Source organism: Rhodocyclus purpureus (assembly GCF_016653115.1).
Classification (GTDB): domain Bacteria; phylum Pseudomonadota; class Gammaproteobacteria; order Burkholderiales; family Rhodocyclaceae; genus Rhodocyclus; species Rhodocyclus purpureus.
Window position 1 is genome coordinate 78,936 of the sequence record NZ_NHRX01000034.1, and the last position, 21,969, is coordinate 100,904.

Here is a 21,969-nt window from a genome sequence, read left to right on the forward strand (position 1 = left end):
TTCCTGCCGATCATTGGCAGTCCTTCCGGCAGAGAGTATTGACCCATGCCCAGCCGATCGACCGTCCTGCCCGAGCTGGTTTCCTTCCTCGAAACCCTGCCCGAGCCGCACATCCTCTGCGACCGTGGCTACCGCATCGTTGCCGCCAATGCCGCCTACCGGGCGGCCTGCGGTGCCTGCGACGACGTCCGGGGACGCACCTGTTACGAAGTCTCGCACCGCTATACGGCCCCCTGCGACCAGGCCGGCGAGTCGTGCCCGCTGGCGCGCAGCCTCAAGTCCGGACAGCGCGAGCGCGTGCTGCACCTGCACCACACCCCGGCCGGCGAGAAATACGAGAGCATCGAGCTGTCGCCAGTGCGCGACACCGAGGGAAACATTGCTTGGTTCGTCGAGAAGTTGGAGCCCTTGCCCGCGGTGCGCGGACTCGCCGATTCGCATGGGCTGATCGGCCGCGCGCCGGCGTTTCGCGCGATGCTCGAACTCGTGCACCGCGTCGCGCCGGCCGAAGCGTCGGTGCTGCTGCAGGGCGAGTCCGGGGTCGGCAAGGAGCTGGTCGCGCAGGCGATCCACGAAGCCAGCCGGCGTGCGAACGGCCCATTCGTCGCCGTCGACTGCTCGGGACTGTCGGAGAACCTGTTCGAGAGCGAACTCTTCGGTCACGAGCGCGGTGCCTTCACCGGCGCCAACGTGCGCAAGATCGGCCTGGTCGAGGCAGCTGCCGGCGGCACCCTGTTCCTCGACGAACTCGGCGACATCCCGCTGGCGATGCAGGTCAAGCTCCTGCGCCTGCTCGAAACCGGGGCCTTCCGCCGCGTCGGCTCGACCGAACTGCGCCGCGCCGACATCCGCCTGATTTCGGCGACCCACCGTCCGCTGGCGGAGCTGGTCGCGCGCGGCGAATTCCGCCAGGATCTCTACTACCGGCTGAACACCTTCCCGATCCGCTTGCCGGCGCTGCGCGAGCGGCGCGAGGACATTCCCCTGCTCGTCGCGGCGCTGTTGAAGCGGGTCGCTCCCACGCGTGAACTGGCGATTTCCGAGCCCGCGCTGGCCTTGCTCACGGCCTACGACTACCCGGGCAACGTGCGCGAGTTGCGCAACCTGCTCGAACGCGCGAGCCTGCTCTGTGACGGTGATACCGTGCAGCCCGAGCATCTGGCCGACGAGGTACGCGGCCTGGGCTTGCCGCCCGACGCACCACCCATGGCCGCAGCGGCTCCGCTCGCCTTGGTCCAGCCGGCGCGCCCTGCGCCGGCTGACGCTGAAGCGCTGGCAGCGTGGCTTTCCTCAGCGCGTGCGCCTTCGCGCCGCGAACTGGCAGCCAGCCTCGGCATCAGCGAACGGACCCTTTACCGCAGGCTGAACGCGCTGCGCGGCTGAGCAGTTCGCGCGCGCAGCGCTGAGCGGCGTCGGGAAGGTCCGCCGCTCCTCACGGAGCGCTGCCGGTGCCACCCGCTCCCATTCCCGGCCCCATTCCCATTCCCCTGCCTGGTCCCATGCCGCCGCCGGGACCCTTACCCTGGCCCATGCCCTGTGGCGGCGGCGCGTCGGGCAGGGTGACGCCGCGTTCGGCGGCACGTGCCTTCATCGCCTCGTGATGCTCCAGGCGAACCTTCTCGCGCTCTTCAGCGCTTTTTGCGCTGCGCATCCTGCTGCGGTATTCACTGCGCTCCTGCGCAGTCATCAACTGGCTGCCGTAGATCGGCGTCGCCGCGGGCTTGGCCGCAGCCGGCGGCGGAGCAGCAGCCTCGCCGGCGTTGGCCAGCGCAAAGCTGCCGCCAAGAAAGAGTGAGACGAGCAGTCGGGGCAAGGTCCTGGTAGGCATTTTCCGGTTCCTTTCGCTTCGAGAAGTCAGTTTCCATTCTATCGGCATTTTTCCGGCTGCGCACGGGCGTCTTGCGCGAGACCGCCTACTCGAGCTCGAAGTCGTCCGTGCTCGCCTGCCGGGCGACGGCCCATGCCCAGGTCTTGTAGCCGCCGGAGAGGTTTTTCACGTCCTTGAATCCGGACTGCTTGAGAATTCGGTAGGCCAGATAACCACGCATGCCGACCTGACAGGTGACCACCGTCGGCGCGTCCGGGTCGAGCTCGCCGAGACGGTCGCGCAGCTCGTTCACGTCGATGTGGCGCGAGCCGGGGATCACGCCGAGCGCGACCTCGGCGGCGCTACGCACGTCGATCAACTGCACCGCCCCCGGTGCCATCGCCGCGAGCGTCCGCCAGTCGATCGACTCGAGGGAACCGTCGAGGAGATTGCTGGCGACGTAGCCGGCGATGTTGACCGGGTCCTTGGCTGAGCCGAACGGCGGTGCGTAGGCGAGTTCGAGCTCGGCCAGGTCATCGACGCTCATGCCGCCGTGGATCGCCGTCGCGATCACGTCGATGCGCTTGTCGGCGCCGACTTCGCCGACGGCCTGCGCGCCGAGGATGCGCCCCTGCGGCGAGTAGAGGAGCTTGAGGCTGATCTGCCGGGCGCCCGGGTAGTAGCCCGCATGCGATCCGCCGTGCGTGATCGTCGCGCGGTAGTCGATGCCGGCTGCGATCAGCTGTTTCTCGTTGAGTCCGGTGCTGGCGACGCCGAGGTCGAAGGCTTTCAGGATCGCGGTGCCGAGCGTTCCGCGGTAGGAGCGCGTGTTGCCGAAGACCATGTTGTCGGCGGCCATGCGCCCCTGGCGGTTGGCCGGGCCGGCGAGCGGGATCAGGACCTGCCGGCCGCTGATCGTCTGCGTGACCTCGACCGCGTCGCCGACCGCCCAGATCGACACGTCGGAAGTGCGCAGGTGTTCGTCGACCCTGATGCCGCCGGTCGCGCCGAGTTCGAGCCCGGCCTCCCGTGCGAGCTGCGTCTCCGGACGCACGCCGATCGCCAGCACGACGAGGTCGGCAGCGAGCTGGCGACCGCTGGCGAGGTGCACGATCGAGGTGTCGGCCTGGTCCTCGACGCGCGCGAGCTTGTCGTCGAGGCTCAGCGTGACCCCCTTGTCGCGCAAGTGCGTCTGTACGATCGCCGCCATCTCGTAGTCGAGCGGCGCCAGGATCTGCTCGGTACCCTCGACCAGCACCGTGGCGAGGCCGCGCTCGACCAGGTTCTCGGCGACTTCGACGCCGATGAAGCCGCCGCCGATGACCACAGCGCGGCGCGGCGCTTGTGTCGTCAGGTGCGCCATGATGCGGTCGAGGTCGGGCAGGTTGCGCAGGCTGAACACGCGCGGCGAAGCGAGCCCCGGCAGCGGCGGGCGGATCGGCTCGGCGCCCGGCGCGAGCAGCAGGCGGTCGTAGCGCTCGTCGTATTCCTCGCCGCTGGCGAGATTGCGCAGGCGGACGCTCTTCGCCGCGCGGTCGATCGCGAGCGCCTCGGTTTCGGCGCGGACGTCGACGCGGTAGCGGTCGCGGAAGAGGTCGGCGGTCGCCACCAGCAACTGGCCGCGCTCGGCGATCGTCCCGGAAATGTGGTACGGCAGCCCGCAGTTGGCGAAGCTCACGTAGGGGCCGCGCTCGACCATGACGATCTGCGCGCGCTCGTCGTTGCGGCGGATGCGTGCCGCGGCGGTGGCGCCGCCAGCGACGCCACCGATGATCACGATTTTCATTTTCTGTCCTTGGCTGAGTGGATCAGGCGCCGAAGTTCTCGGGCATCTGCACGGCGACCACTTCGCCGCGCGCGGTGACTACCCCGTCGACGATGACCGAGGACTCGACGACGACCTTGCGTCCCTTGATCTCGCTGACCCGGCCGCGGATCTCGATTTCCGGACCGAGCGGGGTCGGCTTCAGGTAGCTGACCTTGAGCGAGCCGGTGACGAAGCGCAGCGCCGGCAGGCTGTCCATCGCGCGGCCTTCGGCGCGGTAGGCCGCCGCTGCGGCGGTGCCGGTGCCATGGCAGTCGATCAGCGAAGCCAGCAGGCCGCCGTAGACGAAACCCGGTACCGCCGTGTGCCAGGGCTCGGGGGTGAAGCGGGTGACGCTCTCGTCGCCCTCCCAGAAGGTCTTGATCCGGTGCCCGTGTTCGTTCTCGCGCCCGCAGCCGTAGCAGTGGGCGAGGTTTTCCGGGTAGTAATCCTGAAAGGCTTTCATGGCTTCCTTCTTGTCTGGATGAATGTGGCGTCGTTCGCTGCAGCGCCTACTTCTCGACCGGCTTGCCGGCGGCGAGCCATGCATCATAACCGCCGGCAAGCAGGGCGAGGTTGCGGTAGCCCATCTCATGCAAGATGCCAAGCGCCACCGCCGAGCGGCCGCTGGTCTTGCAGTAGACGACGATCTTCAGGTCGCGCGAGCTGAGTTCCGGCGTCGCGGGCAGGACGAAACCGAGCAGGCGGAGCGGGACGAGCCTGGCGCCGGGGAGGTGGCCGGCGGCGTATTCATGCGCTTCCCTGACGTCGAGCAGGACGTCGGCTGCGCTGATGGCGCATTCGGCGTCCTGCGGCAGCACTTGCCGGGGCGCCGCAGTGAAGGCTGTGGGGGTGTCTTGATCGGTTCTCATGGGATCCTTCGCCGGGCGATGCGGCTGCATCGAACTAGAATATTAGATAGTTCTGATATTCTATCCGCTCCATTGCCGGCTCGGCAAGTCGGTCGCTGGTGAATTCGACGGGGATTCCGTTTGCAATAAAAATCAGAGATCGCTAATATTCAGATGCGCAATGAGTTGCGTAATGATTAAAGAGGGCAGCCCTCATTGCTGCCGCAGGCCCCGATCGTTCGAGGAGACGGAGATGGCAAGAATCGTGATCTTGGGTGCGGGAATTGCCGGTCATACCGTCGCCCGCTACCTCAACCTCTGGCTCGGCAAGGCGCACGAAATCGTCGTCGTTTCCCCGAACGCCAAGTGGAACTGGATCCCTTCGAACATCTGGGTCGGCGTCGGCGACATGAAGGAGGACGATGTCTGCTTCGATCTCGCCGAGATCTACCGCAAGACCCGCGTCGACTTCCGCCAGGCGAAGGCGCTGTCGATCAACCCGGAGGGTGACGCGACGAGCGCGCAGCCCTACGTCAGCATCGAATACACGCTCCCCGCGCGCGCCGGCGAGCGCGAGAACATCAGCTACGACTATCTGGTGAATGCGACCGGGCCGAAGCTCAATTTCGGAGCGACGCCGGGTCTCGGGCCCGAGCACGGACTCACGGTGTCGGTATGCACGGCGTCGCATGCGCTCGAAGCCAACGAGCAACTCCAGCAAAACATCGGGGCGATGCGCGCCGGCGCCAGTCGCACCTTCGTCGTCGGCACCGGCCACGGTACCTGCACCTGCCAGGGCGCCGCCTTCGAGTACATCTACAACGTCGACCACAAGTTGCGCGAGGCCGGCGTGCGCGACAAGGCCCGCATCGTATGGCTCAGCAACGAGTACGAACTCGGCGACTTCGGCATGGGCGGCGTGCACATCAAGCGTGGCGGCTACATCACCAACGCCAAGAATTTCGCCGAATCGCTGATGGTCGAGCGCGGCATGGCGTGGATCACGCGCGCGCACGTGACCAAGGTCGAGGCCGGGCAGATCCACTACGAAACCCTCGACGGCAACTTCCACGTCCAGGAATTCGATTTCGCGATGCTGATCCCGCCTTTCTGCGGGGTCGGGCTGAAGGCCTTCGACCGAGCCGGCGCCGACATCACCGGCCAGCTCTTCGCGCCGAACGGGTTCATGCGTGTCGATGCCGACTACACGCCACGGCCGTTCATCGAGTGGAGCGCGCGTGACTGGCCGAAGACCTACCAGACGCCGGGCTACCGCAACATCTTCTCGGTCGGCATCGCCTTCGCGCCACCGCATCTGATCAGCAAGCCGATGCAGAGCGCCAACGGGACGCCGATCAATCCGGCGCCGCCGCGCACCGGCATGCCTTCGGCAGCGATGGCCAAATCGGTCGCGAAGAGCATCTGCGACATGCTCAAGGGCTCAGAAAAACCGACGCAGAGCGCATCGATGGCCGACATGGGCGCCGCCTGCGTCGCCTCGACCGGGGCGGGCTTCTTCAGCGGGAGTGCGGTCACCATGACTGTCTTCCCGGTCGTCCCGGATTTCGAGAAATACCCGGAGTACGGCCGTGACCTCAACCTGACCTTCGGCGAGATCGGTCTGGCCGGGCACTGGATGAAGTACCTGCTGCACCATGCCTTCATCTACCAGGCGCGACTGCGGCCGGGCTGGTCGCTGATGCCGGATTGACGAGGCCACGGGTAGCGACGCTTTCCTCAGGAGAAGGGCATGACAGCCAAGATCACCAACCGCGAGCCGTACCAGCAGGCTTACTATCCACCGGCGCCGACGCCGTTCACGCGCTATATGCGCAAGTCCCTGCCGTGGCAGTTCGTCCGTTTCCTGGTCATCAACCTGAAGATACTGAGGCTGATGACCAAGTCGCACGCATGAGCGCAGCCCGGAAGGCAAGCATCCGTCCGCTGCTCCGGACGGCGAAACTCAGTAGAGGAACGGTACACGCTGCCGGCCAGCGACAGGGCGCCATGAGCAGGGCGCCGCCGTACGCAGGCCTTGGCTGAGGCGGGCCAGGCGACTTCAGGGGACGAAGTGCGGCGGCACCTCTCCTCCACAGCGCGTGTTTCACGGTTGGTAGATGGTCAGCGTCGTTGCCGTGTTCTGCGAGGCGTCATACGAGGTGTTCGCACCCGTCACGTTGGTTACGGTGAACACGGACGCCGCAGTCGTGATCGGGAGGCTGTTGCTGCTCAGCTTGCAACTGCCGGTGCTGCCGGTGATGCAGGTCTTGTTGCCGCCAGGACTGAAGCTGCCGCTGACCGTTGCGTTGGCGAAGGGGGTGCTGGTGCCGAGCTTGCGAATCGTCACCGTGGCCGAGGCGGTCCAGCTCTTGCCTTTCTTAACCGCGGAACCGCTGATCGATTGCACCGCGATCAGCTGTTTCGCCGGTTCGCTCGGCGCGCCGGCGGCTAGCGAATAGGCGAGCAGGTTGGGCGAACCGGTTCCCGCCGAGCTGATCTGGTTGGCCGAGGCGTTGGCGAGCAGGAAGCTCGTCACTGCCGCCGGCGTCGCGGACGGGTTGGCGGCGAGCGCCAGCGCGGCAATCCCGGCGACGTGCGGAGTCGCCATCGAAGTGCCGCTGATCGTGTTCGTTGCGCTGGGACCGGTGTTCCACGCCGAGGTGATGGCGCTGCCCGGGGCGAAGATGTCCACGCAGCTGCCGTAGTTCGAGTACGAGGCGCGGACGTCGGCGCTGTCGCTGGCGGCGACGGTGATCGCGCTCGGCTCGCTCGCCGGCGAGTAGCTGCACGCGTCGGCGTTGCTGTTGCCGGCGGCAACCACCATGGTCACGCCCTTGCTCACCGCGCCGGCAACCGCGGCGTTCAGTGCCGTGGACAAGCCGCCACCGAGCGACAGATTGGCGACGGCAGGGCGCAGGGCGCTGCCGGCAGCCCAGTCGATGCCGGCGATGACGCCGCTGGTCGTGCCCGAGCCTGCGCAGTCGAGCACGCGCACGGGGATGAGCGAGACGCCCTTGGCCACGCCGTAGACGGTGCCGCCGACCGTTCCCGCGACGTGGGTGCCGTGGCCGTTGCAGTCATTGGTGTTGGTACTGTTCACCACGCCCGAAGCGTCGGCAGCAACGTTGTAACCGGGGAGCAGGCGACCCGTGAACTCGCTGTGGTCGGCACGGACGCCGGTGTCGATGATGAAGGCGTTCACCCCGGCGGCCGAGTAGTTGTACTGATAGACCGTGTTCAGCGGGCGGGTGACCTGGTCGATGCGGTCGAGCCCCCAGGTCGCGTTGTTCTCCTGCGCCTTGAGGGTGATCGTCTGGTCCTGCTCGACGAAGCTCACGTTCGGATGTTCGCGCAGCGCCTGCACGGCTGCGTCCGGCAGGGTCGCGGCAAAGCCTTTCAGGGCCTTGCCGAAGACGTGGTGAACCTTGCCGCCTCTTCCCTTCATCAGGGCCGCGGTTTCGGCAGCGCTGTCACTGACCTTGTCGGCGAAGACGACGATGTAACGTCCGGGGACGGGTTTCGACGGGCCGAAGGGATGCGTCGCCGCCGGAGCGGCGTGAGCCGGGCTGGTGCAGAGGAATCCAACGCTGGCACAGAGGCCGAGCACGAGTCCGGCAAATCGAGTGCGTTCGTTCATGAGTGTCTGTGGAGCGAAAAGTTGTCTGAGTGCGGAGCTGGCGAGACATCGGCCGCTGTCGCGAAGGCGGTACGCCCACATGCCTTGCTTCCAGAGCGCGGGCCGATTGTGTCGCCATGAAGCCGATGGCGTGCGAGCGGCCATGCGCAGCTTCGATCATGGACGACGCCTCAGACCGTCGTGATGAACACCGGTTCCGGAGAAAGTATCTCCCCGGAGGGAACAGGACTTGACGAAGCAAGGCCTTGCCTTGTGAGCGGGGGCCATCTGCCTGCACAGCCCAGCGCCGCGGCGACGGGCATTCCCGGTCGAGATCAGGCGATCGGCAGAATGCTGCTTGCGTTCACCGCGCTACTTTCATGATACACATCGCCGATGCAAGATGCGAGAACCGGGCCCGTAGTCCGCAGTTGCTGCCGGGCGTCCGCAACTGCGTTCATGTGCGCGCACGCCGCACAAACTCTTTGACAGGCACCGGCGTCCGGATGATCATTCGGCATATGCGGATGAATTTTTATGGTGGCCCTGGCGCAGCAAGCATGATGAGCGCCGCGGCTCCGCCGTGATTTTCAGGACGACCGGCCTGCGCCGGCTGCCGGAGGTGTGCGATGCGCCAGGGATTGATCGATGCCTGCGACCGGGTGGGTTTCCCGTACAGCCACGGCGGGGCTTTTCAGGAAGTGGCCGACGAGACGAAGAACATCATCGTCTCGCGCGCGCCCGGCAAGTATGCGACGGGACTGATCGAGGAGAGCTACGCGACCAAAGGCTTCGCCATCAAGGCGAAGTCCTGTGACTGGGGGCCGATGGCCGGCTTCGTGCTGCTCGACCCCCATTTCAGCAAGCAGAGCCGGCAAGATGCCGGAATTGCCAAGCAGGCCGACATGGTCTTTGCGGCGCTGGCGCACGGCGCCACCTCGGTCCCGCTGTTCATCAGCGAATTTCGTCGCCAGTGGCTGATCGCGAACTTCCTCATACAGGAGGTCGCCGCCCCGGGCGTCGACGAGATCATCTACCGTGCGGTCCCTCCCGCCGGCGCCGCAGCGCTGCCGCCGTTTGCGGCCGGCCTGCGCTTTCCCTTGCGCCGCTTGCACGGCATCCCCGATGCCAACGAGCCTTTGTGGAGCATCAATTGCCTGGACACGGGCGGTCGCGAATTCGCCGTGGAGGCGCTGGTGAACCCGCACGTTCCGCTCGGCGCCAGTTATCGCCGCGCGTGCACGGGCGACTACGACCTGTTCGCCGTCTGGCCGCGCCGGCAAAACTTTGTGGCGCAGCGTGTGCTCGGAGTGGACCGCCGTCCTGTCGATCCCTTCACCCTCCACGCACTCACGCAGCAGGTGCCGCCGGCCGACGCCGCGCTCCGCCGCGCCATCGAGGCCAACGTGGATGCCCTCGAGCCGCACGGGCTCGGCAACATCAGCCTGCGTATCGAGGACACCGCCGCGCGACTCAACATGGCGATCAGCCGACGCGGCTACCGCGGCGGCAACATCGTGCACCACAGCGACGAGGCCGGACGCCCCTTCGTCAATGACATCGACCTGCCCGTCATCGCCTTCGTCCCCAACGATCCGCTGAGCCCATTTGCCCTCGAGAGCCTCTTCGACCTCAGCGTCTTCATTCGCGAGGCACACGCGGCGGGCTACGTGACCATCGTCAATCCCGCCTGGAGCGCCGACATCATCGCCGCGCACCGGGCGATCGGCTGAGGTCCGGCGCGAGGATCCCTGCGCCGGTGGGCCGGCGATCAGCCCTTGAGGCATTCACTCATGAATTGCCTGCGCTCGTCAGGTGCCTGCCCTGCGCTGCAGGTTTTCATCTGCCCTGCTGTGTCGCCGGCCCGGTCGTGGTCGCTCAGGGTTTCTGGCTGGCGCTCTTACCTGACAGGCATCCCTTCATGAACTGCTTGCGCTCGTCGCCCTTGAGCGCCTGCTCCCTGGCCTGCTTGTTGCAGTTCTTCATCCGCTCCTGCTGGGCTCGCTGCGCGGGCGACTGTTCCTTCTTGGTCTCGTCTGCGGCGAGTGCCTGTCCTGCGACCAGGCCGAAGGCGATGGTCATGCTGACGATCAGAGCTTTCATCTGCGCTTCCTCCTTGCGGGTTGATGGGGAACTCATTATAGCCAGTATTCGAATGTCATAGTCAAGAGGGCTGCTCCGCTCGATGAATGGGGTCATGGCGCCATGAAAAAAGCCAGCCTCACGGCTGGCTTTTCGCCTACGTGGGCAGCGATCAGCGCTTGAGGCACTCGCTCATGAACTTCTTGCGCTCGTCGCCCTTGAGTTCCTTCTCGCTCGCGTCCTTGTTGCAGACCTTCATCTTTTCCTGCGGGGTCGCCGGTGGCGCCGCTTCGGGTTTCTGGCTGGCGGTCTTCCCGGCCAGGCAGTCCTTCATGAACTGCTTGCGCTCGTCACCGCCGAGCGACTTCTCCCCGGCTTCCTTGTTGCAGTTCCTCATCCGTTCCTGCTGGGCCTGCTGCGCGGGCGAGGGATCCTTCTTCGCTTCGTCGGCGGCGAAGGCGGGACCGGCGATCAAGCCGACGACGAGGGAGAGGCTGGTGATCAGTGCTTTCATCTTCGTTTCCTCCTTGCGGCTTGTCTGGACGAGGCTCGTGGAGCCCGTTTACATGTCGTCGTCTAGCAGCGCCTGCTGCTGGCGGTTGATGAATTCGCCCATGCTGTCGATGCCGCGCAACTGCAGGATGTTGTTGCGCACCGCGGCTTCGAGCAGGACGGCGAGGTTGCGACCGGCGGCCACGGGAATCACCACCTTGCGGATCGGCACGCCGAGCACTTCCTGCGTCTGCTCGTCGAGGGGAAGGCGCGGCGTATCGGGGGAGACCGCTGCCGCCCGCTGCAGGTGGACGATCAGCTTGAGCTTCATCTTCCGGCGCGCTGCCGTTTCGCCGAAGATCGTCCGGATGTTGAGCAGACCGATCCCACGCACTTCGAGGTAGTCGCGCAGCATCCCCGGGCAGCGGCCCTCGATGGTCGCCGGGGCGATGCGCGCCACTTCGACGACGTCGTCGGCGACCAGACCGTGACCACGCGAGATCAGGTCGAGCGCGAGTTCGCTCTTGCCGACGCCCGATTCGCCGGTGATCAGGACGCCCATGCCGAACACGTCCATGAAGACGCCGTGCAGCGAGGTCGTGTCGGCGAGCCGGCTGGCGAGGTAGATGCGCAACAGGTCGATCACTGCCGAGCATGGCTTCGGCGTCGAGAAGAGCGGCGTCTGCGAGCTTTCGCAGACGGCCATGATTTCCGGATGGACTTCCTGGTCGTCGGCGACGATCAGCGCCGGCGGCTTGGCATCGATCAGGTCATGGAACTGTTGCCGGACGCGTTGCGGCGACGCGCGGCGCGCCCAGTTGACTTCGCCCTCGCCGATCACCTGCAGGCGCTCGGGGTGGATGATGTTGAGGTGGCCGACGACGTCGGCGCCGTAGTTGCCGCGCTCCTTCAGCTCGATCTGCCGGTCGACCCCGACGGCGGCGATCCAGGCCAGCCGCAACTTGTCGCGATGGTCGTCGTAGAGCTTGGCGATGCTGAAGCGGCGACCGGCAATCATGAGCGTTCGGAAAACAGCGCGAGCACCGCCTCGGCATCGGCGGCGCTGGCCAGTGCCTCGCGGCAGGTACGGTCGGAGAAGCGTTGCGCCAGTTCGGAGAGAATCTGCAGGTGTTCTTCGGTCGCCTGCTCGGGAACCAGCAGGACGAAGAGGAGGCTCACCGGCTTGCCGTCGGGGGAGTCGAAGGGGACGGGGTTGAGCAGGCGGATGAAGGCGCCACAGGCTTCCTTGAGGCCCTTGATACGCCCGTGCGGGATGGCGATGCCTTGGCCGAGGCCGGTCGACCCGAGCCGCTCGCGCGCGAACAGACTGTCAAAGACCTTGCTGCGTTCGATGTTGCGATTGTTCTCGAAGAGAAGGGAGGCCTGCTCGAACACCCGTTTCTTGCTGCCGGCGTCGAGGTCGAGCAGGATGTTATCGAGCGGCAGGAGTTTTGCAATCTGGCTCATTGGACACGACTCGCGGGCCGGCGTCGCGATGCGACGTCGACAGGGTTTGGCTGTGCTGATCTGATGAGGGAGAAGGCGACGCCGCGGGACGGCGTCGCCGGAGAGAAATCACTCGGCGGCGAAGGCGTCGCTGATCTTCTCACCGCGGTGGTGATCCTGGATCTTCTGTTTGTGCTTCTGCACCTGGCGGTCGAGCTTGTCGACCAGGCTGTCGATCGCCGCATAGAGGTCGTCGTCTGCAGCTTCGACATGGACTTCCTTGCCGCTCAGGCGAACGGTCACTTCGGCTTTCTGCTTGAGCTTTTCCACCGACAGGGTCGCGTTGACCGCGATCACGTGGTCGAAGTGGCTGACCACACGCTCCAGCTTCCCGGTGAGGTAGTCGTGGATCGCCGGCGTGATTTCGAGGTGGTGTCCGGTGATATGCACGTTCATGTGCGGCTCCTTGGTGATTAAATGGTCTTGCGCAAATTTACGGGCGGAATGTTAAGCGCTTCACGGTATTTTGCAATCGTTCGTCGCGCCACGACGATTCCCTGCTGCCCGAGTATTTCGGACAACTGGCTGTCCGAAAGCGGTTTCTTCGCGTCCTCGGCGCCGATCAATTGCTTGATCAGCGCCCGGATCGCCGTTGCCGAGCAGGCGCCGCCGCTGTCGGTGGCGACGTGGCTGCCGAAGAAATATTTGAGTTCGAAGACGCCGCGCGGGGTCGCCATGTACTTCTGCGTCGTCACGCGCGAGATGGTCGATTCGTGCAGGCCGAGGGTGTCGGCAATTTCGCGCAGCACCAGCGGCCGCATGGCGACGTCGCCGTGCTCGAAAAAGTCGCGCTGCCGGTCGACGATCGCCTGCGCGACACGCAGGATGGTGTCGAAACGCTGCTCGATATTCTTGACCAGCCAGCGCGCTTCCTGCAACTGTCCGGCCAGGCCGGAACCGCGCTGGCGCGAGAGGATGTCGGCGTAGAGGCGGTTGATGCGCAGGCGCGGGTAGGCCTCGTTGTTGATCGACGCGGTCCATTGCCCGCGGATCTTGCGCACGACGACGTCGGGAGTGACGTAGCGGATGTCGGTCGCGCCGTACTGCGCCCCCGGATGCGGGTTGAGGCTCCTGATCAGTGCGTGCGCCGCGCGCAAGGCTTCGTCGTCGCGGCCGGTGATCTTGCGCAGGCGCGCGAAGTCGCGGTTGGCGAGCAGGTCGAGATGCCCGTTGACGATCGTCAGTGCCAGCGTGCGCGTTTGGTCAGCGGGCAGGGCGGCGAGTTGCAGCGCCAGGCATTCCTGCGGGCTGCGCGCACCGACGCCGGTCGGCTCGAGGCTCTGCAGACGCTTCAGGGCGACCTGCAACTCCTCCTCTTCGATTTCGGGCGGCAGCAGTTCGTGCAATTCGGCGAGCGAAGCCGTCAGATAGCCATCGTCGTCGAGCGCGTCGATCAGGCATTGCACCAGTACGAGGTCGCGCTGCGGCAAGGCCATCAGCCCGATCTGCCACAACAGGTGCTCGCGCAAGGAAGTCGTCGCCGCCTGCACCTCCTGCGCATCGCCGTCCTCATCCTTGCCGGAGCCTGGATAGCTGCCTTCGCTGCTCCAGGTTTCGTCGAAACCGTCGGGCGATTCACCGCCTTCGCCGGCTTCGGCGAGTTCCCCGGTCTCCGCCACTTCGGCCACGGCCGGTTGCTCGCCGGCCGCCTCACCGCTCATCGGGCTGGCTTCGACGGCCTCCTGCGGCGCCGAGAACTCGTCCTCGTCGCGTTCGAGCAGGGGGTTTTCGAGCAGATACTTTTCCAGCTCCTGCTCCAGCTCGACCGTCGACAGTTGCAGTAGACGGATGGACAGCTGCAGCTGTGGCGTCAGCGCGAGATGCTGCGAGAGCTTGAGCTGGAGGCTTGGTTTCATGAATGGGGATGGCTAGCGTGGCGGGTCGAACGTCGGTCGATGAGTCATCGAGACTCGGGCCGGGGTTCGCAGCGCTTGCTGGCAGGTTCAGAGGCGGAAATTTTCCCCCAGATACACCTTGCGCACGCTTTCATTATAAATGATTTCATCCGGGCGGCCCGCCGCGAGCACGGTGCCCTCGTTGATGATGTAAGCGTGGTCGCAGATGCCCAGGGTTTCGCGCACGTTGTGGTCGGTGATGAGCACGCCGATGCCGCGCTCCTTGAGGAAGCGGATGATCTTCTGAATTTCGAGCACGGCGATCGGATCGACCCCCGCGAAGGGCTCGTCGAGCAGGACGAAGCGCGGATTGGCAGCCAGTGCCCGGGCGATCTCGACCCGCCGTCGTTCGCCGCCCGAGAGCGCCACAGCCGGACTGTTGCGCAGGTGAGCGATGTGCAACTCGTCGAGCAGGGTTTCCAGGCGGTTCTTGACCTCGGCTTTCGGCAGCTTCTGCAGTTCGAGGATCGCCTCGATGTTCTCGCGTACCGACAGCTTGCGGAACACCGACGCTTCCTGCGGCAGATAGGCGACGCCGCGGCGGGCGCGCAGATGGATCGGCAGGTGCGTGAGCCGCGTGTCGTCGAGGTAGACCTCGCCGCCGCCGCAGGCGACCAGGCCGACGACCATGTAGAAGCAGGTCGTCTTGCCGGCGCCGTTGGGGCCGAGCAGGCCGACCACCTCGCCGCTCTTCACCTCGAACGAGACGTCGGTTACGACGGTGCGCGACTTGTAGCGCTTCATCAGCCTGCTCGCGGCAAGCTTGCTCTGTGTTTCAGGCATCTATCGGCAAAGTGCGTAATGAATGAGCCCCGGGGCGCAGCGCGGTCGCTCCGCCGTGCGCGCGGTTTCAGCTTGCGCAGCTTACGCGCAAGGCCAAGGAACCGATGCTAGCACGGCTCGCCGTCTTCGCGCGCGTCGGCGCACAAGTTCGCCGCATCGGCGAGGACGCGGCGCACCGTATCGCCGGAAAAGCCGCGTCCGGCGAGGTAGCGCATCTGCCGCAGGCGCTCGCTGGCGTCGGCCGGCGCGCTGCCGAAGCGGCGGCGCCACAGGGCGGCGGCACGCTCGAACTCGCTGCCGCAAGCGGCGATGGCGTCGGCGCGCGCCTCGCTGTCGACGCCTTTCTGGCGCAACTCTTGTTCGAGGCGGGCGTTGCCGTAGCGGCCGGCGCGCGAGCGGACGCGGTTCTCGGCGTAGCGCGTGTCGGAGAGGAGCCCGCGCGCGGCTAATTCGTCGAGCAGCGCGGCGATCGCCCACGCGTCCGCCGCCCGGGTTTCGCCGGCATCGACATCGGCGTCGGTCGCGAAGCTTGCGTCGAAGTCTTCGCCATCGTCTTCCTCCTGCATCTCGACCCGGCGTGCGCAGTGGCGCGCCAGCTTGCGCTCAAGTTCGGCGCGCGGGTAATCACGCCGGGCGAGGAGGCGCAGCGCGTAGGCGCGCAGCCCGGAAGGCTGCGCTGACGGGGGGCCAAGCGGCGGCGTCTCCGGCGTGCTGGCCGGAGACGCCGAACCCAGCTCGCTCAGCTGTTGCCGGAGCTGGTCGAGTGACTGTTTCCGGCGCGTGTCCACGCGGCCTGCGTCAGGCCTCGGCGGCCGGGCGTCCGGCCGCCGGCACGTTCACCGCCTGGCGGATGCCCGCTTCGATTTCCTCGGCGATCGCCGGATTCTTCTTCAGGAAATCGCGCGCGTTGTCCTTGCCCTGGCCGATCTTCTCGCCCTTGTACGCGTACCAGGAGCCGGACTTCTCGACCAGCTTGTGCGTGACGCCGAGGTCGATGATCTCGCCTTCGCGCGAAGCCCCCTCGCCGTAGAGGATGTCGAAGATCGCTTCGCGGAAGGGTGGGGCGACCTTGTTCTTGACCACCTTGACCTTGGTTTCGCTGCCGATCACCTCGTCGCCCTTCTTGATGCTGCCGATGCGGCGGATGTCGAGACGGACCGACGCGTAGAACTTGAGCGCGTTGCCGCCGGTGGTCGTTTCCGGGCTGCCGAACATGACGCCGATCTTCATGCGGATCTGGTTGATGAAGATGACCAGCGTGTTCGTCTTCTTGATGTTGGAGGTCAGCTTGCGCAGTGCCTGGCTCATCAGGCGCGCCTGCAGGCCGGGCAGCGAGTCGCCCATTTCACCCTCGATTTCGGCCTTCGGCACCAGCGCCGCGACCGAGTCGATGATGATCAGGTCGACGCTGGCTGAACGCACCAGCATGTCGGCGATTTCGAGCGCCTGTTCGCCGGTGTCGGGCTGCGAGATGAGCAGTTCTTCCATGTTCACGCCGAGCTTCTGCGCGTAGCTCGGGTCTAGCGCGTGTTCGGCGTCGATGAACGCGGCGACGCCGCCGAGCTTCTGCATCTGCGCGACTACCTGCAGCGTCAGCGTCGTCTTGCCCGACGATTCGGGACCGTAGATCTCGACGACGCGACCGCGCGGCAGGCCGCCGACGCCGAGCGCGATGTCGAGCCCGAGCGAACCCGTCGATACCACCTGAAGGTCGTTTTCGACGCAGCCCTCGCCCATCTTCATGATCGAGCCCTTGCCGAACTGCTTTTCGATCTGTGCCAGCGCCGCGGCGAGCGCCTTCGACTTGTTGTCGTCCATCGTCGATCCTCTGTCTGAATGGGTGGATTTATCGCATCATCATGCCAAACGGCGGCTGCGTGCGTTAACTGTGATTATATACAGTAATTCGCCGTCCGGAGTCCCCGGGGCGCCGATCAGACCACGAGCGGCGGCAGTTGCCCGAGCAGGCCGTCCAGTGCGTGGGCCACGGCGGCCGCGCGAACCGCCTGCCGGTCGCCGGCGAAGCGGCAGGTGGCGACGGCATGCGTCCCGTCGCTGCCGGCCCAGGCGAAGCAGACGGTGCCGACGGGCTTGTCGGCCGATCCGCCGTCCGGTCCGGCGATGCCGCTGATGGCGATCGCGCGTTGCGCGTGGCTCTTCGCCAGCGCGCCTTCGGCCATCGCCAGTGCGGTCGCCTCGCTGACCGCGCCGTGATGCTTGAGCGTCGCCAAGCTGACGCCGAGCATCTCCTGCTTGGCCGCGTTCGAGTAGGTGACGAAGCCACGGTCGAACCACGCCGAACTGCCGGCGATCGCGGTGATGCACTGCGCGACCCAACCGCCGGTACAGGATTCGGCCAGCGCCAGCGTTTCACCGCGCGCGGCGAGTCGGGCGCCGACGGTGGCGGCGAGGGCTTCGAGCTTTTCCTGTTCCATGATCAACTCCCCGAATCAAATCCCGGGCCCGGCGCAGCGCTCAGGCACCGGCGAAACGCGCGAGCAGTTCCTGCGCGGCCAGGAGGACGCCTACCGTGTACAGCGCGGCGAAGACGTCGTCGGTCATCACGCCGAAGCCGTTCTTGACGTGTTCGTCGAAGTAGCGCGCCGGCTGCGGCTTGACGATGTCGAAGAAGCGGAACAGGAAGAAGGCCGCGGTCTGCCACAGCCAGCCTGCCGGACAGAGGAACAGCACCAGCCAGAAGGGGACGATCTCGTCCCAGACGATGCTGCCGTGGTCGACGACGCCGAGGTCGGCGCCGGTGCGCTGCGCAGCGCCGATGCCGACCAGGTAGGCGACGGCGAGGAAGACGGCGAGCGCCGCGTCGTTCATTGCCCAGGCGAGCAGCGGGAAGGTCGCCCAGGCGAACAGGGTGCCGATGGTTCCGGGCGCCCACGGCGACAGGCCGCTGCCGCAGCCACAGGCGATGAAGTGCGCCGGGTGCGAGAAGAGGAAGGCGATCGGCGGTGCTTTAGATTTCTTGATCAAAGTGGTCGTATCCGCGACGGGTGAGGACAAGCGGCCGGCCCTCGGCGTCGAGCACGCGCAAGGGCGCGGCGCCTGCGGCGAGGCCGAAACCCGGCGCGTCCGCCTGCGTAGCGGGCGCGCCTGCAGCGGCGAGGCGGCCGCAGCGTGTCAGCGGCAGCGCCAGCGCTTGCGCCAGCGCTTCGATCGCCGGCCGCGCCTCTGGCGGGGCCGAGAAGACCAGTTCGTAGTCGTCGCCGCCGGCGAGCAGGCAGTCGCGCCAGAGCATCGGATCGACGCCGTCCGGTGCGGCCGGCAGCGTGGCCAGTTCGACTTCGCCGGCGAGTCCCGAGCATTCGAGGATGTGCCCCAAGTCGGCGAGCAGTCCGTCGGAGACGTCGATCGCCGAGTGTGCGAGCGCCCGTTCGCGCAGCGCGAGGCCGAGTTCGACGCGCGGCGTCGGTGTCTCCAGCGCGTCGCGGCAGCGCCGCGCGAGCGCCGCGTCGAGTCGAACCCGTCCCCTGGCAGCGGCGAGTCCGAGGCTGGCCAGCCCCGGCGTCCCGGACACCCACAGGTCGTCGCCGGCCCGGGCGCCGTCGCGGCGCAGCGCGGCGCCGGGGGGGACTTCGCCGATCGCGGTGACCGAGACGGTCAGCGGTCCGCGCGTCGTGTCGCCGCCGATCAGGTCGACCCCGTAGCGTTCGGCGCAGGCGAAGAAACCGCCGGTGAAGGCGGCGATCCAGGATTCGTCGGCCGCCGGCAGTGCGCCGGCCAAGAGCGCCCAGCGTGGGCGCGCGCCCATCGCCGCGAGGTCGGAGACATTCACCGCCAGGGTCTTCCAGCCGAGCCGCCAGGGATCCGTGTCGGCGAAGAAATGCACGCCGGCGACCAGCATGTCGGTGGTGATCGCCAGCGTCTGCCCCGGTGACGGGGCGACCAGCGCGCAGTCGTCGCCGGGGCCGAGCACGGCCTGCGGCGTCGCGCGCGCGAAGTGACGGCGGATCAGGTCGAATTCGCTAGCCATCGATCAGGGCGGCGGAGTGTCGGCGCCGGGGGCGGCGCTCAGCGACCGGCGCGGCGCGCGGCGACTTCTTCCGGGCGCAGCTTGGCGGCGAGCTTGTCGAGCACGCCGTTGACGAACTTGTGGCCGTCGGCGCCGCCGAAGGCCTTGGCCAATTCGATCGACTCGTTGATGATCACCCGGTAGGGCGTCTCGCGGTAGTTGTCGAGTTCGAAGGCGGCGGCGAGCAGGACGCAGGATTCGATCGGCGACAGGTCGGCGAAGGGGCGGTCGATGAAGGGGACGATCTCGGCCTGCAGGGCTTCCTGCTGCCTGATCACGCCGCGCAGCAGCGCACGGTAGAACTCGCCGTCGGCCTTGTCGAAGTCTTCGGCGTCATGGACGTGGGCCTCGATCGACGCCGTGTCGGCGCCGCCGACCCGCCACTGGTAGAGCCCCTGCAGCGCGAACTCGCGCGCACGCCGACGCGGCGACTTGCCGCTGCGCGCCTTGGCGGGCGCCCTGCCGGCGGACTTGGCAGCTTGCTCCGGGCGGCCTTGCGGAAGATCGGTGCTCATTGCTTGTTCTCCAGTGCGCGCAGCAGGGTCGCCATCTCGACGGCGACGCGCGCGCAGTCGGCGCCCTTGGTCTGCATGCGCGCGAGCGCCTGGTCGTCGTCCTCGGTGGTCAGTATGCCGTTGGCGATCGGTACGCCAGTGTCGAGCTGGACTTCCATCACGGCGCGGCACGAGTCGTTGGAAACGACCTCGAAGTGGTAGGTTTCGCCGCGGATCACCGCGCCGAGCGCGATCAGCGCGTCGAAGCGGCGGCTGTGCGCCATCGTCAGCAGCGCCAGCGGGATCTCCAGCGCGCCGGGCACCGAGGCGATGGTGATGTCGGCATCGGCGACGCCTAGCCGGCGCAGCTCGCCGACACAGGCGCCGAGCAGGCCGTCACAGACGTCGGGGTTGAAGCGGGCGACGACGATGCCGATGCGGCGACCGGCGCCGGCCTGCGCGTCGGGGGTCGAGAAGTCGAATTCGGGGATGGTGTCGTAGTGCGCCATGGTGTGCTCTCTTGCTTCATGCGGGCGCCCGGCGCCCGCGGGTTGGATTGCGCGCGGCCGGATCAGGCGGCCAGACCCGCCTGCACGAGTTCTTCGCGCGTCGCGATGTTGCCGGTCACTTCGAGGTCGAAGCCGGCGACGCTCGGCATCCTGCGTGCGCTGCCGAGCAGCTTCATCTGGCCGACGCCGAGTTCGCGCAGGATCTGCGCGCCGATCCCATAGGTGCGCGGGTCCCAGCGCGCCGGCTTGGCGGACTGGTCGGTGGCGAGCCCGGCGAGCAGCTCGGCGCCGCTCTGCGGCTTGCGCAGGAGGACGATCGCGCCGGCCGGCGCCTTGCTGATCGCCGCCAGCGCAACGTCGAGCGGGAAGGTGCTGCTTCTGCCGTCCGGGTCGAGGAAGTCGAGCGCCGACAGCGGCTCATGCACGCGTACCAGCGTCTCGCGCTCGGCGCTGATGTCACCGTGTGTCAGCGCCAGATGCACTTCCTGCGAGGTGCGGTCGGCGAAGGCGTGCAGCGTGAACTCGCCGTAGGGCGTGCGCACCGGCTTCGTCAACTTGCGTTCGACCAGCTTCTCGTTGCGGCTGCGGTAGTGGATCAGGTCGGCGATGGCACCGATCTTCAGCCCGTGCTCGCGTGCGAACTCCTGCAGGTCGGGCAGGCGCGCCATCGTCCCGTCTTCCTTGAGGATCTCGCAGATCACCGACGACGGCTCGCAGCCGGCGAGTTGCGCCAGGTCGCAGCCGGCCTCGGTGTGACCGGCGCGGACGAGGACGCCGCCCGGGCGCGCCATGATCGGGAAGACGTGGCCCGGCTGCACGATGTCCTGCGGCGAGGCGTTCTTCGCTACCGCGGTCTTGATCGTCACCGCGCGATCCTGTGCCGAAATCCCGGTGGTGACCCCCTCGGCAGCCTCGATCGAGACGGTGAAGGCGGTCGAGTAGGGGCTCCGGTTGTCGCGCGCCATCTGCACCAGGCCGAGTTGCCGGCAGCGCTCCTCGGTCAGCGTCAGGCAGATCAGCCCGCGACCGTACTTGGCCATGAAGTTGATCGCTTCGGCCGTGACGTGTTCGGCGGCGAGGACGAGGTCGCCCTCGTTCTCGCGGTCTTCCTCGTCGACCAGGATGACCATGCGCCCTGCGCGCATCTCGGCGATGATGTCCTCGATCGGGGAAATGGTGTTCGAGTTTGCGGTTTGCGGCGACATTGTTCTGAGCGGAAAGAAGCCCCGGGGGGCGTTGGATCGGAAGTCGGCACAGCGGGCGCGTCGTGATTCGCGGGCGCGCCACGCCGTAGACCGGACATTCTCGCAGATCGCCGACGGCAAGGCCACTTCTGGCGCCCGATACGGAATCGCTGCCGAGTGGCTGCGCGCGGGCGGAGGCCGCCGTATATCGACGCACCGACGCCGGTCAGAACCGGCGTCGGGCTGGAGCCGGCCAGGAGTCTGGAAGAGGGCGGGCGAGCCGCCCATGGATCAGCCGGCGTTCTGGTAGCTCAGCATGCGCTCGCAGTAGCGCGCGATCAGGTCGACTTCGAGGTTGACGCGGGCGCCGGCGTGCAGGCGGCCGAGCGTCGTCACCGTCAGCGTGTGCGGGATCAGGTTGATCGTAAACACGCTGCCATCGACCGTGTTGGTGGTCAGGCTGACGCCGTCGACGGTGATCGATCCCTTGCGCGCGATGTACTTGGCGAGTTCCTGCGGCGCGCGGATTTCGAGCAGCCGGCACGCGTCCTCGCCTTCGCCGACCGGGTCGAAGCGCAGCACTTCGCCGACGCCGTCGACGTGGCCCGAGACGAGGTGGCCGCCGAGTCGGTCGGCGAGGCGCAGCGCCTTTTCGAGGTTGATGTTGCCGGGTGCGTCGAGGCCGACCGTGCATTCGAGGGTCTCCGGCGAGACGTCGACGCAGAAGCGGCCGGGGTGCAGTTCGACGACGGTCAGGCAGACGCCGTTGCAGGCGATCGAGTCACCGAGCGCGACGTCGGACAGGTCGAGCGTGCCGGCGTTGATCGTCAGCCGCACGGTCGAGGAATCGTCGGCGCGCGCCGTCAGGTGTTCGATGTGGCCGAGGCCGGCAATGATTCCGGAGAACATGATCGATCGGTCC

At 67.0% G+C, this 21,969-nt stretch carries 26 protein-coding genes; 4 read left to right on the top strand and 22 right to left on the bottom strand.

Going from position 1 to position 21,969, the window contains the following annotated elements:
• Positions 1-45 precede the first annotated feature (45 nt).
• On the top strand, positions 46-1,383 hold the full coding sequence (locus tag CCR84_RS06860) for a sigma-54 interaction domain-containing protein (protein ID WP_201210814.1): 1,338 nt from the start codon (positions 46-48) through the stop codon (positions 1,381-1,383).
• A 49-nt stretch (positions 1,384-1,432) separates the two neighbouring features.
• On the opposite strand, the gene CCR84_RS06865 is transcribed toward CCR84_RS06860, so the two are convergent.
• From CCR84_RS06865 to CCR84_RS06880, 4 genes are all read right to left on the bottom strand, one after another.
• Positions 1,433-1,828 (bottom strand): hypothetical protein, encoded by a 396-nt coding sequence (locus CCR84_RS06865; RefSeq protein WP_201210815.1) that lies wholly within the window; start codon positions 1,826-1,828, stop codon positions 1,433-1,435.
• 85 nt (positions 1,829-1,913) lie between these two features.
• Positions 1,914-3,593 carry an FAD-dependent oxidoreductase gene (locus tag CCR84_RS06870; RefSeq protein ID WP_201210816.1) on the bottom strand — a complete coding sequence of 560 codons (1,680 nt, stop codon included), beginning with the start codon at positions 3,591-3,593 and terminating at the stop codon, positions 1,914-1,916.
• Between the two features lie 22 nt (positions 3,594-3,615).
• On the bottom strand, positions 3,616-4,077 hold the full coding sequence (locus CCR84_RS06875; protein ID WP_201210818.1) for a PaaI family thioesterase: 462 nt from the start codon (positions 4,075-4,077) through the stop codon (positions 3,616-3,618).
• Positions 4,078-4,123: 46 nt separating this feature from the next.
• The gene (locus CCR84_RS06880) at positions 4,124-4,483 is read right to left on the bottom strand and encodes a rhodanese-like domain-containing protein (RefSeq protein ID WP_201210819.1); all 360 of its coding nucleotides are present in this window, start codon (positions 4,481-4,483) and stop codon (positions 4,124-4,126) included.
• Positions 4,484-4,715: 232 nt separating this feature from the next.
• Between CCR84_RS06880 and CCR84_RS06885 the strand changes: the two genes are divergently transcribed.
• Together CCR84_RS06885 and CCR84_RS06890 are read left to right on the top strand one after the other, a co-directional pair.
• Entirely contained in the window at positions 4,716-6,173 is a 1,458-nt protein-coding gene (locus tag CCR84_RS06885; RefSeq protein WP_201210820.1) for an NAD(P)/FAD-dependent oxidoreductase, read from the top strand.
• A 39-nt stretch (positions 6,174-6,212) separates the two neighbouring features.
• Positions 6,213-6,377: a hypothetical protein gene (locus tag CCR84_RS06890; RefSeq protein ID WP_201210821.1), complete on the top strand. Its 165-nt coding sequence runs from the start codon at positions 6,213-6,215 to the stop codon at positions 6,375-6,377.
• A gap of 189 nt (positions 6,378-6,566) precedes the next feature.
• Here CCR84_RS06890 and CCR84_RS06895 read toward each other — a convergent pair whose 3' ends face one another.
• Entirely contained in the window at positions 6,567-8,099 is a 1,533-nt protein-coding gene (locus CCR84_RS06895; protein WP_201210822.1) for a S8 family peptidase, read from the bottom strand.
• A gap of 608 nt (positions 8,100-8,707) precedes the next feature.
• Here CCR84_RS06895 and CCR84_RS06900 point away from each other — a divergent pair.
• The gene (locus CCR84_RS06900) at positions 8,708-9,811 is read left to right on the top strand and encodes an anthrax toxin-like adenylyl cyclase domain-containing protein (protein ID WP_201210823.1); all 1,104 of its coding nucleotides are present in this window, start codon (positions 8,708-8,710) and stop codon (positions 9,809-9,811) included.
• 38 nt (positions 9,812-9,849) lie between these two features.
• Here CCR84_RS06900 and CCR84_RS16785 read toward each other — a convergent pair whose 3' ends face one another.
• The 17 genes from CCR84_RS16785 to CCR84_RS06985 form a co-directional block, all read right to left on the bottom strand.
• Entirely contained in the window at positions 9,850-9,921 is a 72-nt protein-coding gene (locus CCR84_RS16785; RefSeq protein WP_201210913.1) for a PsiF family protein, read from the bottom strand.
• 35 nt (positions 9,922-9,956) lie between these two features.
• Positions 9,957-10,181, bottom strand: coding sequence for a PsiF family protein (locus tag CCR84_RS06910; RefSeq protein ID WP_242508591.1), 225 nt, complete (start codon positions 10,179-10,181; stop codon positions 9,957-9,959).
• A 151-nt stretch (positions 10,182-10,332) separates the two neighbouring features.
• On the bottom strand, positions 10,333-10,674 hold the full coding sequence (locus CCR84_RS06915; protein WP_201210824.1) for a PsiF family protein: 342 nt from the start codon (positions 10,672-10,674) through the stop codon (positions 10,333-10,335).
• 48 nt (positions 10,675-10,722) lie between these two features.
• Positions 10,723-11,670 (bottom strand): HPr(Ser) kinase/phosphatase, encoded by a 948-nt coding sequence (gene hprK, locus CCR84_RS06920; protein ID WP_201210826.1) that lies wholly within the window; start codon positions 11,668-11,670, stop codon positions 10,723-10,725.
• Positions 11,667-12,119, bottom strand: coding sequence for a PTS IIA-like nitrogen regulatory protein PtsN (gene ptsN / locus CCR84_RS06925; protein WP_201210828.1), 453 nt, complete (start codon positions 12,117-12,119; stop codon positions 11,667-11,669). Before ptsN ends, hprK begins: the two co-directional genes overlap by 4 nt.
• Positions 12,120-12,227: 108 nt before the next feature.
• A complete protein-coding gene (gene hpf / locus CCR84_RS06930; protein ID WP_201210831.1) occupies positions 12,228-12,554 on the bottom strand; it encodes a ribosome hibernation-promoting factor, HPF/YfiA family in 327 nt (108 codons plus the stop codon).
• Between the two features lie 17 nt (positions 12,555-12,571).
• Positions 12,572-14,014, bottom strand: a complete 1,443-nt coding sequence (locus CCR84_RS06935; RefSeq protein WP_201210833.1) for an RNA polymerase factor sigma-54 — start codon at positions 14,012-14,014, stop codon at positions 12,572-12,574.
• Positions 14,015-14,101: 87 nt separating this feature from the next.
• Positions 14,102-14,836 (bottom strand): LPS export ABC transporter ATP-binding protein, encoded by a 735-nt coding sequence (gene lptB / locus CCR84_RS06940; RefSeq protein ID WP_201210835.1) that lies wholly within the window; start codon positions 14,834-14,836, stop codon positions 14,102-14,104.
• A gap of 107 nt (positions 14,837-14,943) precedes the next feature.
• Positions 14,944-15,624, bottom strand: coding sequence for a regulatory protein RecX (locus CCR84_RS06945; protein WP_338052578.1), 681 nt, complete (start codon positions 15,622-15,624; stop codon positions 14,944-14,946).
• A gap of 10 nt (positions 15,625-15,634) precedes the next feature.
• Entirely contained in the window at positions 15,635-16,654 is a 1,020-nt protein-coding gene (recA, locus tag CCR84_RS06950) for a recombinase RecA (RefSeq protein ID WP_201210836.1), read from the bottom strand.
• Positions 16,655-16,770: 116 nt separating this feature from the next.
• Positions 16,771-17,271: a nicotinamide-nucleotide amidase gene (gene pncC, locus CCR84_RS06955; RefSeq protein WP_201210837.1), complete on the bottom strand. Its 501-nt coding sequence runs from the start codon at positions 17,269-17,271 to the stop codon at positions 16,771-16,773.
• A 40-nt stretch (positions 17,272-17,311) separates the two neighbouring features.
• A complete protein-coding gene (locus tag CCR84_RS06960; protein ID WP_420825385.1) occupies positions 17,312-17,818 on the bottom strand; it encodes a phosphatidylglycerophosphatase A family protein in 507 nt (168 codons plus the stop codon).
• On the bottom strand, positions 17,805-18,821 hold the full coding sequence (thiL, locus tag CCR84_RS06965) for a thiamine-phosphate kinase (protein ID WP_201210838.1): 1,017 nt from the start codon (positions 18,819-18,821) through the stop codon (positions 17,805-17,807). Before thiL ends, CCR84_RS06960 begins: the two co-directional genes overlap by 14 nt.
• Positions 18,822-18,859: 38 nt before the next feature.
• Positions 18,860-19,375, bottom strand: coding sequence for a transcription antitermination factor NusB (gene nusB / locus CCR84_RS06970; protein ID WP_201210839.1), 516 nt, complete (start codon positions 19,373-19,375; stop codon positions 18,860-18,862).
• Positions 19,372-19,863, bottom strand: a complete 492-nt coding sequence (gene ribH / locus CCR84_RS06975) for a 6,7-dimethyl-8-ribityllumazine synthase (RefSeq protein ID WP_201210840.1) — start codon at positions 19,861-19,863, stop codon at positions 19,372-19,374. Before ribH ends, nusB begins: the two co-directional genes overlap by 4 nt.
• Positions 19,864-19,925: 62 nt before the next feature.
• Positions 19,926-21,068 (bottom strand): bifunctional 3,4-dihydroxy-2-butanone-4-phosphate synthase/GTP cyclohydrolase II, encoded by a 1,143-nt coding sequence (ribBA, locus tag CCR84_RS06980; RefSeq protein ID WP_201210841.1) that lies wholly within the window; start codon positions 21,066-21,068, stop codon positions 19,926-19,928.
• Between the two features lie 270 nt (positions 21,069-21,338).
• Positions 21,339-21,956 (bottom strand): riboflavin synthase, encoded by a 618-nt coding sequence (locus tag CCR84_RS06985; RefSeq protein WP_201210843.1) that lies wholly within the window; start codon positions 21,954-21,956, stop codon positions 21,339-21,341.
• Positions 21,957-21,969: the final 13 nt, after the last annotated feature.

Bases quoted from the DNA above. Each gene is read 5' to 3' on its own strand.
- CCR84_RS06860 (WP_201210814.1), top strand. From the start codon at position 46: ATGCCCAGCCGATCGACCGTCCTGCCCGAGCTGGTTTCCTTCCTCGAA.
- CCR84_RS06865 (WP_201210815.1), bottom strand. From the start codon at position 1,828: ATGCCTACCAGGACCTTGCCCCGACTGCTCGTCTCACTCTTTCTTGGC.
- CCR84_RS06870 (WP_201210816.1), bottom strand. From the start codon at position 3,593: ATGAAAATCGTGATCATCGGTGGCGTCGCTGGCGGCGCCACCGCCGCG.
- CCR84_RS06875 (WP_201210818.1), bottom strand. From the start codon at position 4,077: ATGAAAGCCTTTCAGGATTACTACCCGGAAAACCTCGCCCACTGCTAC.
- CCR84_RS06880 (WP_201210819.1), bottom strand. From the start codon at position 4,483: ATGAGAACCGATCAAGACACCCCCACAGCCTTCACTGCGGCGCCCCGG.
- CCR84_RS06885 (WP_201210820.1), top strand. From the start codon at position 4,716: ATGGCAAGAATCGTGATCTTGGGTGCGGGAATTGCCGGTCATACCGTC.
- CCR84_RS06890 (WP_201210821.1), top strand. From the start codon at position 6,213: ATGACAGCCAAGATCACCAACCGCGAGCCGTACCAGCAGGCTTACTAT.
- CCR84_RS06895 (WP_201210822.1), bottom strand. From the start codon at position 8,099: ATGAACGAACGCACTCGATTTGCCGGACTCGTGCTCGGCCTCTGTGCC.
- CCR84_RS06900 (WP_201210823.1), top strand. From the start codon at position 8,708: ATGCGCCAGGGATTGATCGATGCCTGCGACCGGGTGGGTTTCCCGTAC.
- CCR84_RS06910 (WP_242508591.1), bottom strand. From the start codon at position 10,181: ATGAAAGCTCTGATCGTCAGCATGACCATCGCCTTCGGCCTGGTCGCA.
- CCR84_RS06915 (WP_201210824.1), bottom strand. From the start codon at position 10,674: ATGAAAGCACTGATCACCAGCCTCTCCCTCGTCGTCGGCTTGATCGCC.
- hprK (WP_201210826.1), bottom strand. From the start codon at position 11,670: ATGATTGCCGGTCGCCGCTTCAGCATCGCCAAGCTCTACGACGACCAT.
- ptsN (WP_201210828.1), bottom strand. From the start codon at position 12,119: ATGAGCCAGATTGCAAAACTCCTGCCGCTCGATAACATCCTGCTCGAC.
- hpf (WP_201210831.1), bottom strand. From the start codon at position 12,554: ATGAACGTGCATATCACCGGACACCACCTCGAAATCACGCCGGCGATC.
- CCR84_RS06935 (WP_201210833.1), bottom strand. From the start codon at position 14,014: ATGAAACCAAGCCTCCAGCTCAAGCTCTCGCAGCATCTCGCGCTGACG.
- lptB (WP_201210835.1), bottom strand. From the start codon at position 14,836: ATGCCTGAAACACAGAGCAAGCTTGCCGCGAGCAGGCTGATGAAGCGC.
- recA (WP_201210836.1), bottom strand. From the start codon at position 16,654: ATGGACGACAACAAGTCGAAGGCGCTCGCCGCGGCGCTGGCACAGATC.
- pncC (WP_201210837.1), bottom strand. From the start codon at position 17,271: ATGGAACAGGAAAAGCTCGAAGCCCTCGCCGCCACCGTCGGCGCCCGA.
- thiL (WP_201210838.1), bottom strand. From the start codon at position 18,821: ATGGCTAGCGAATTCGACCTGATCCGCCGTCACTTCGCGCGCGCGACG.
- nusB (WP_201210839.1), bottom strand. From the start codon at position 19,375: ATGAGCACCGATCTTCCGCAAGGCCGCCCGGAGCAAGCTGCCAAGTCC.
- ribH (WP_201210840.1), bottom strand. From the start codon at position 19,863: ATGGCGCACTACGACACCATCCCCGAATTCGACTTCTCGACCCCCGAC.
- ribBA (WP_201210841.1), bottom strand. From the start codon at position 21,068: ATGTCGCCGCAAACCGCAAACTCGAACACCATTTCCCCGATCGAGGAC.
- CCR84_RS06985 (WP_201210843.1), bottom strand. From the start codon at position 21,956: ATGTTCTCCGGAATCATTGCCGGCCTCGGCCACATCGAACACCTGACG.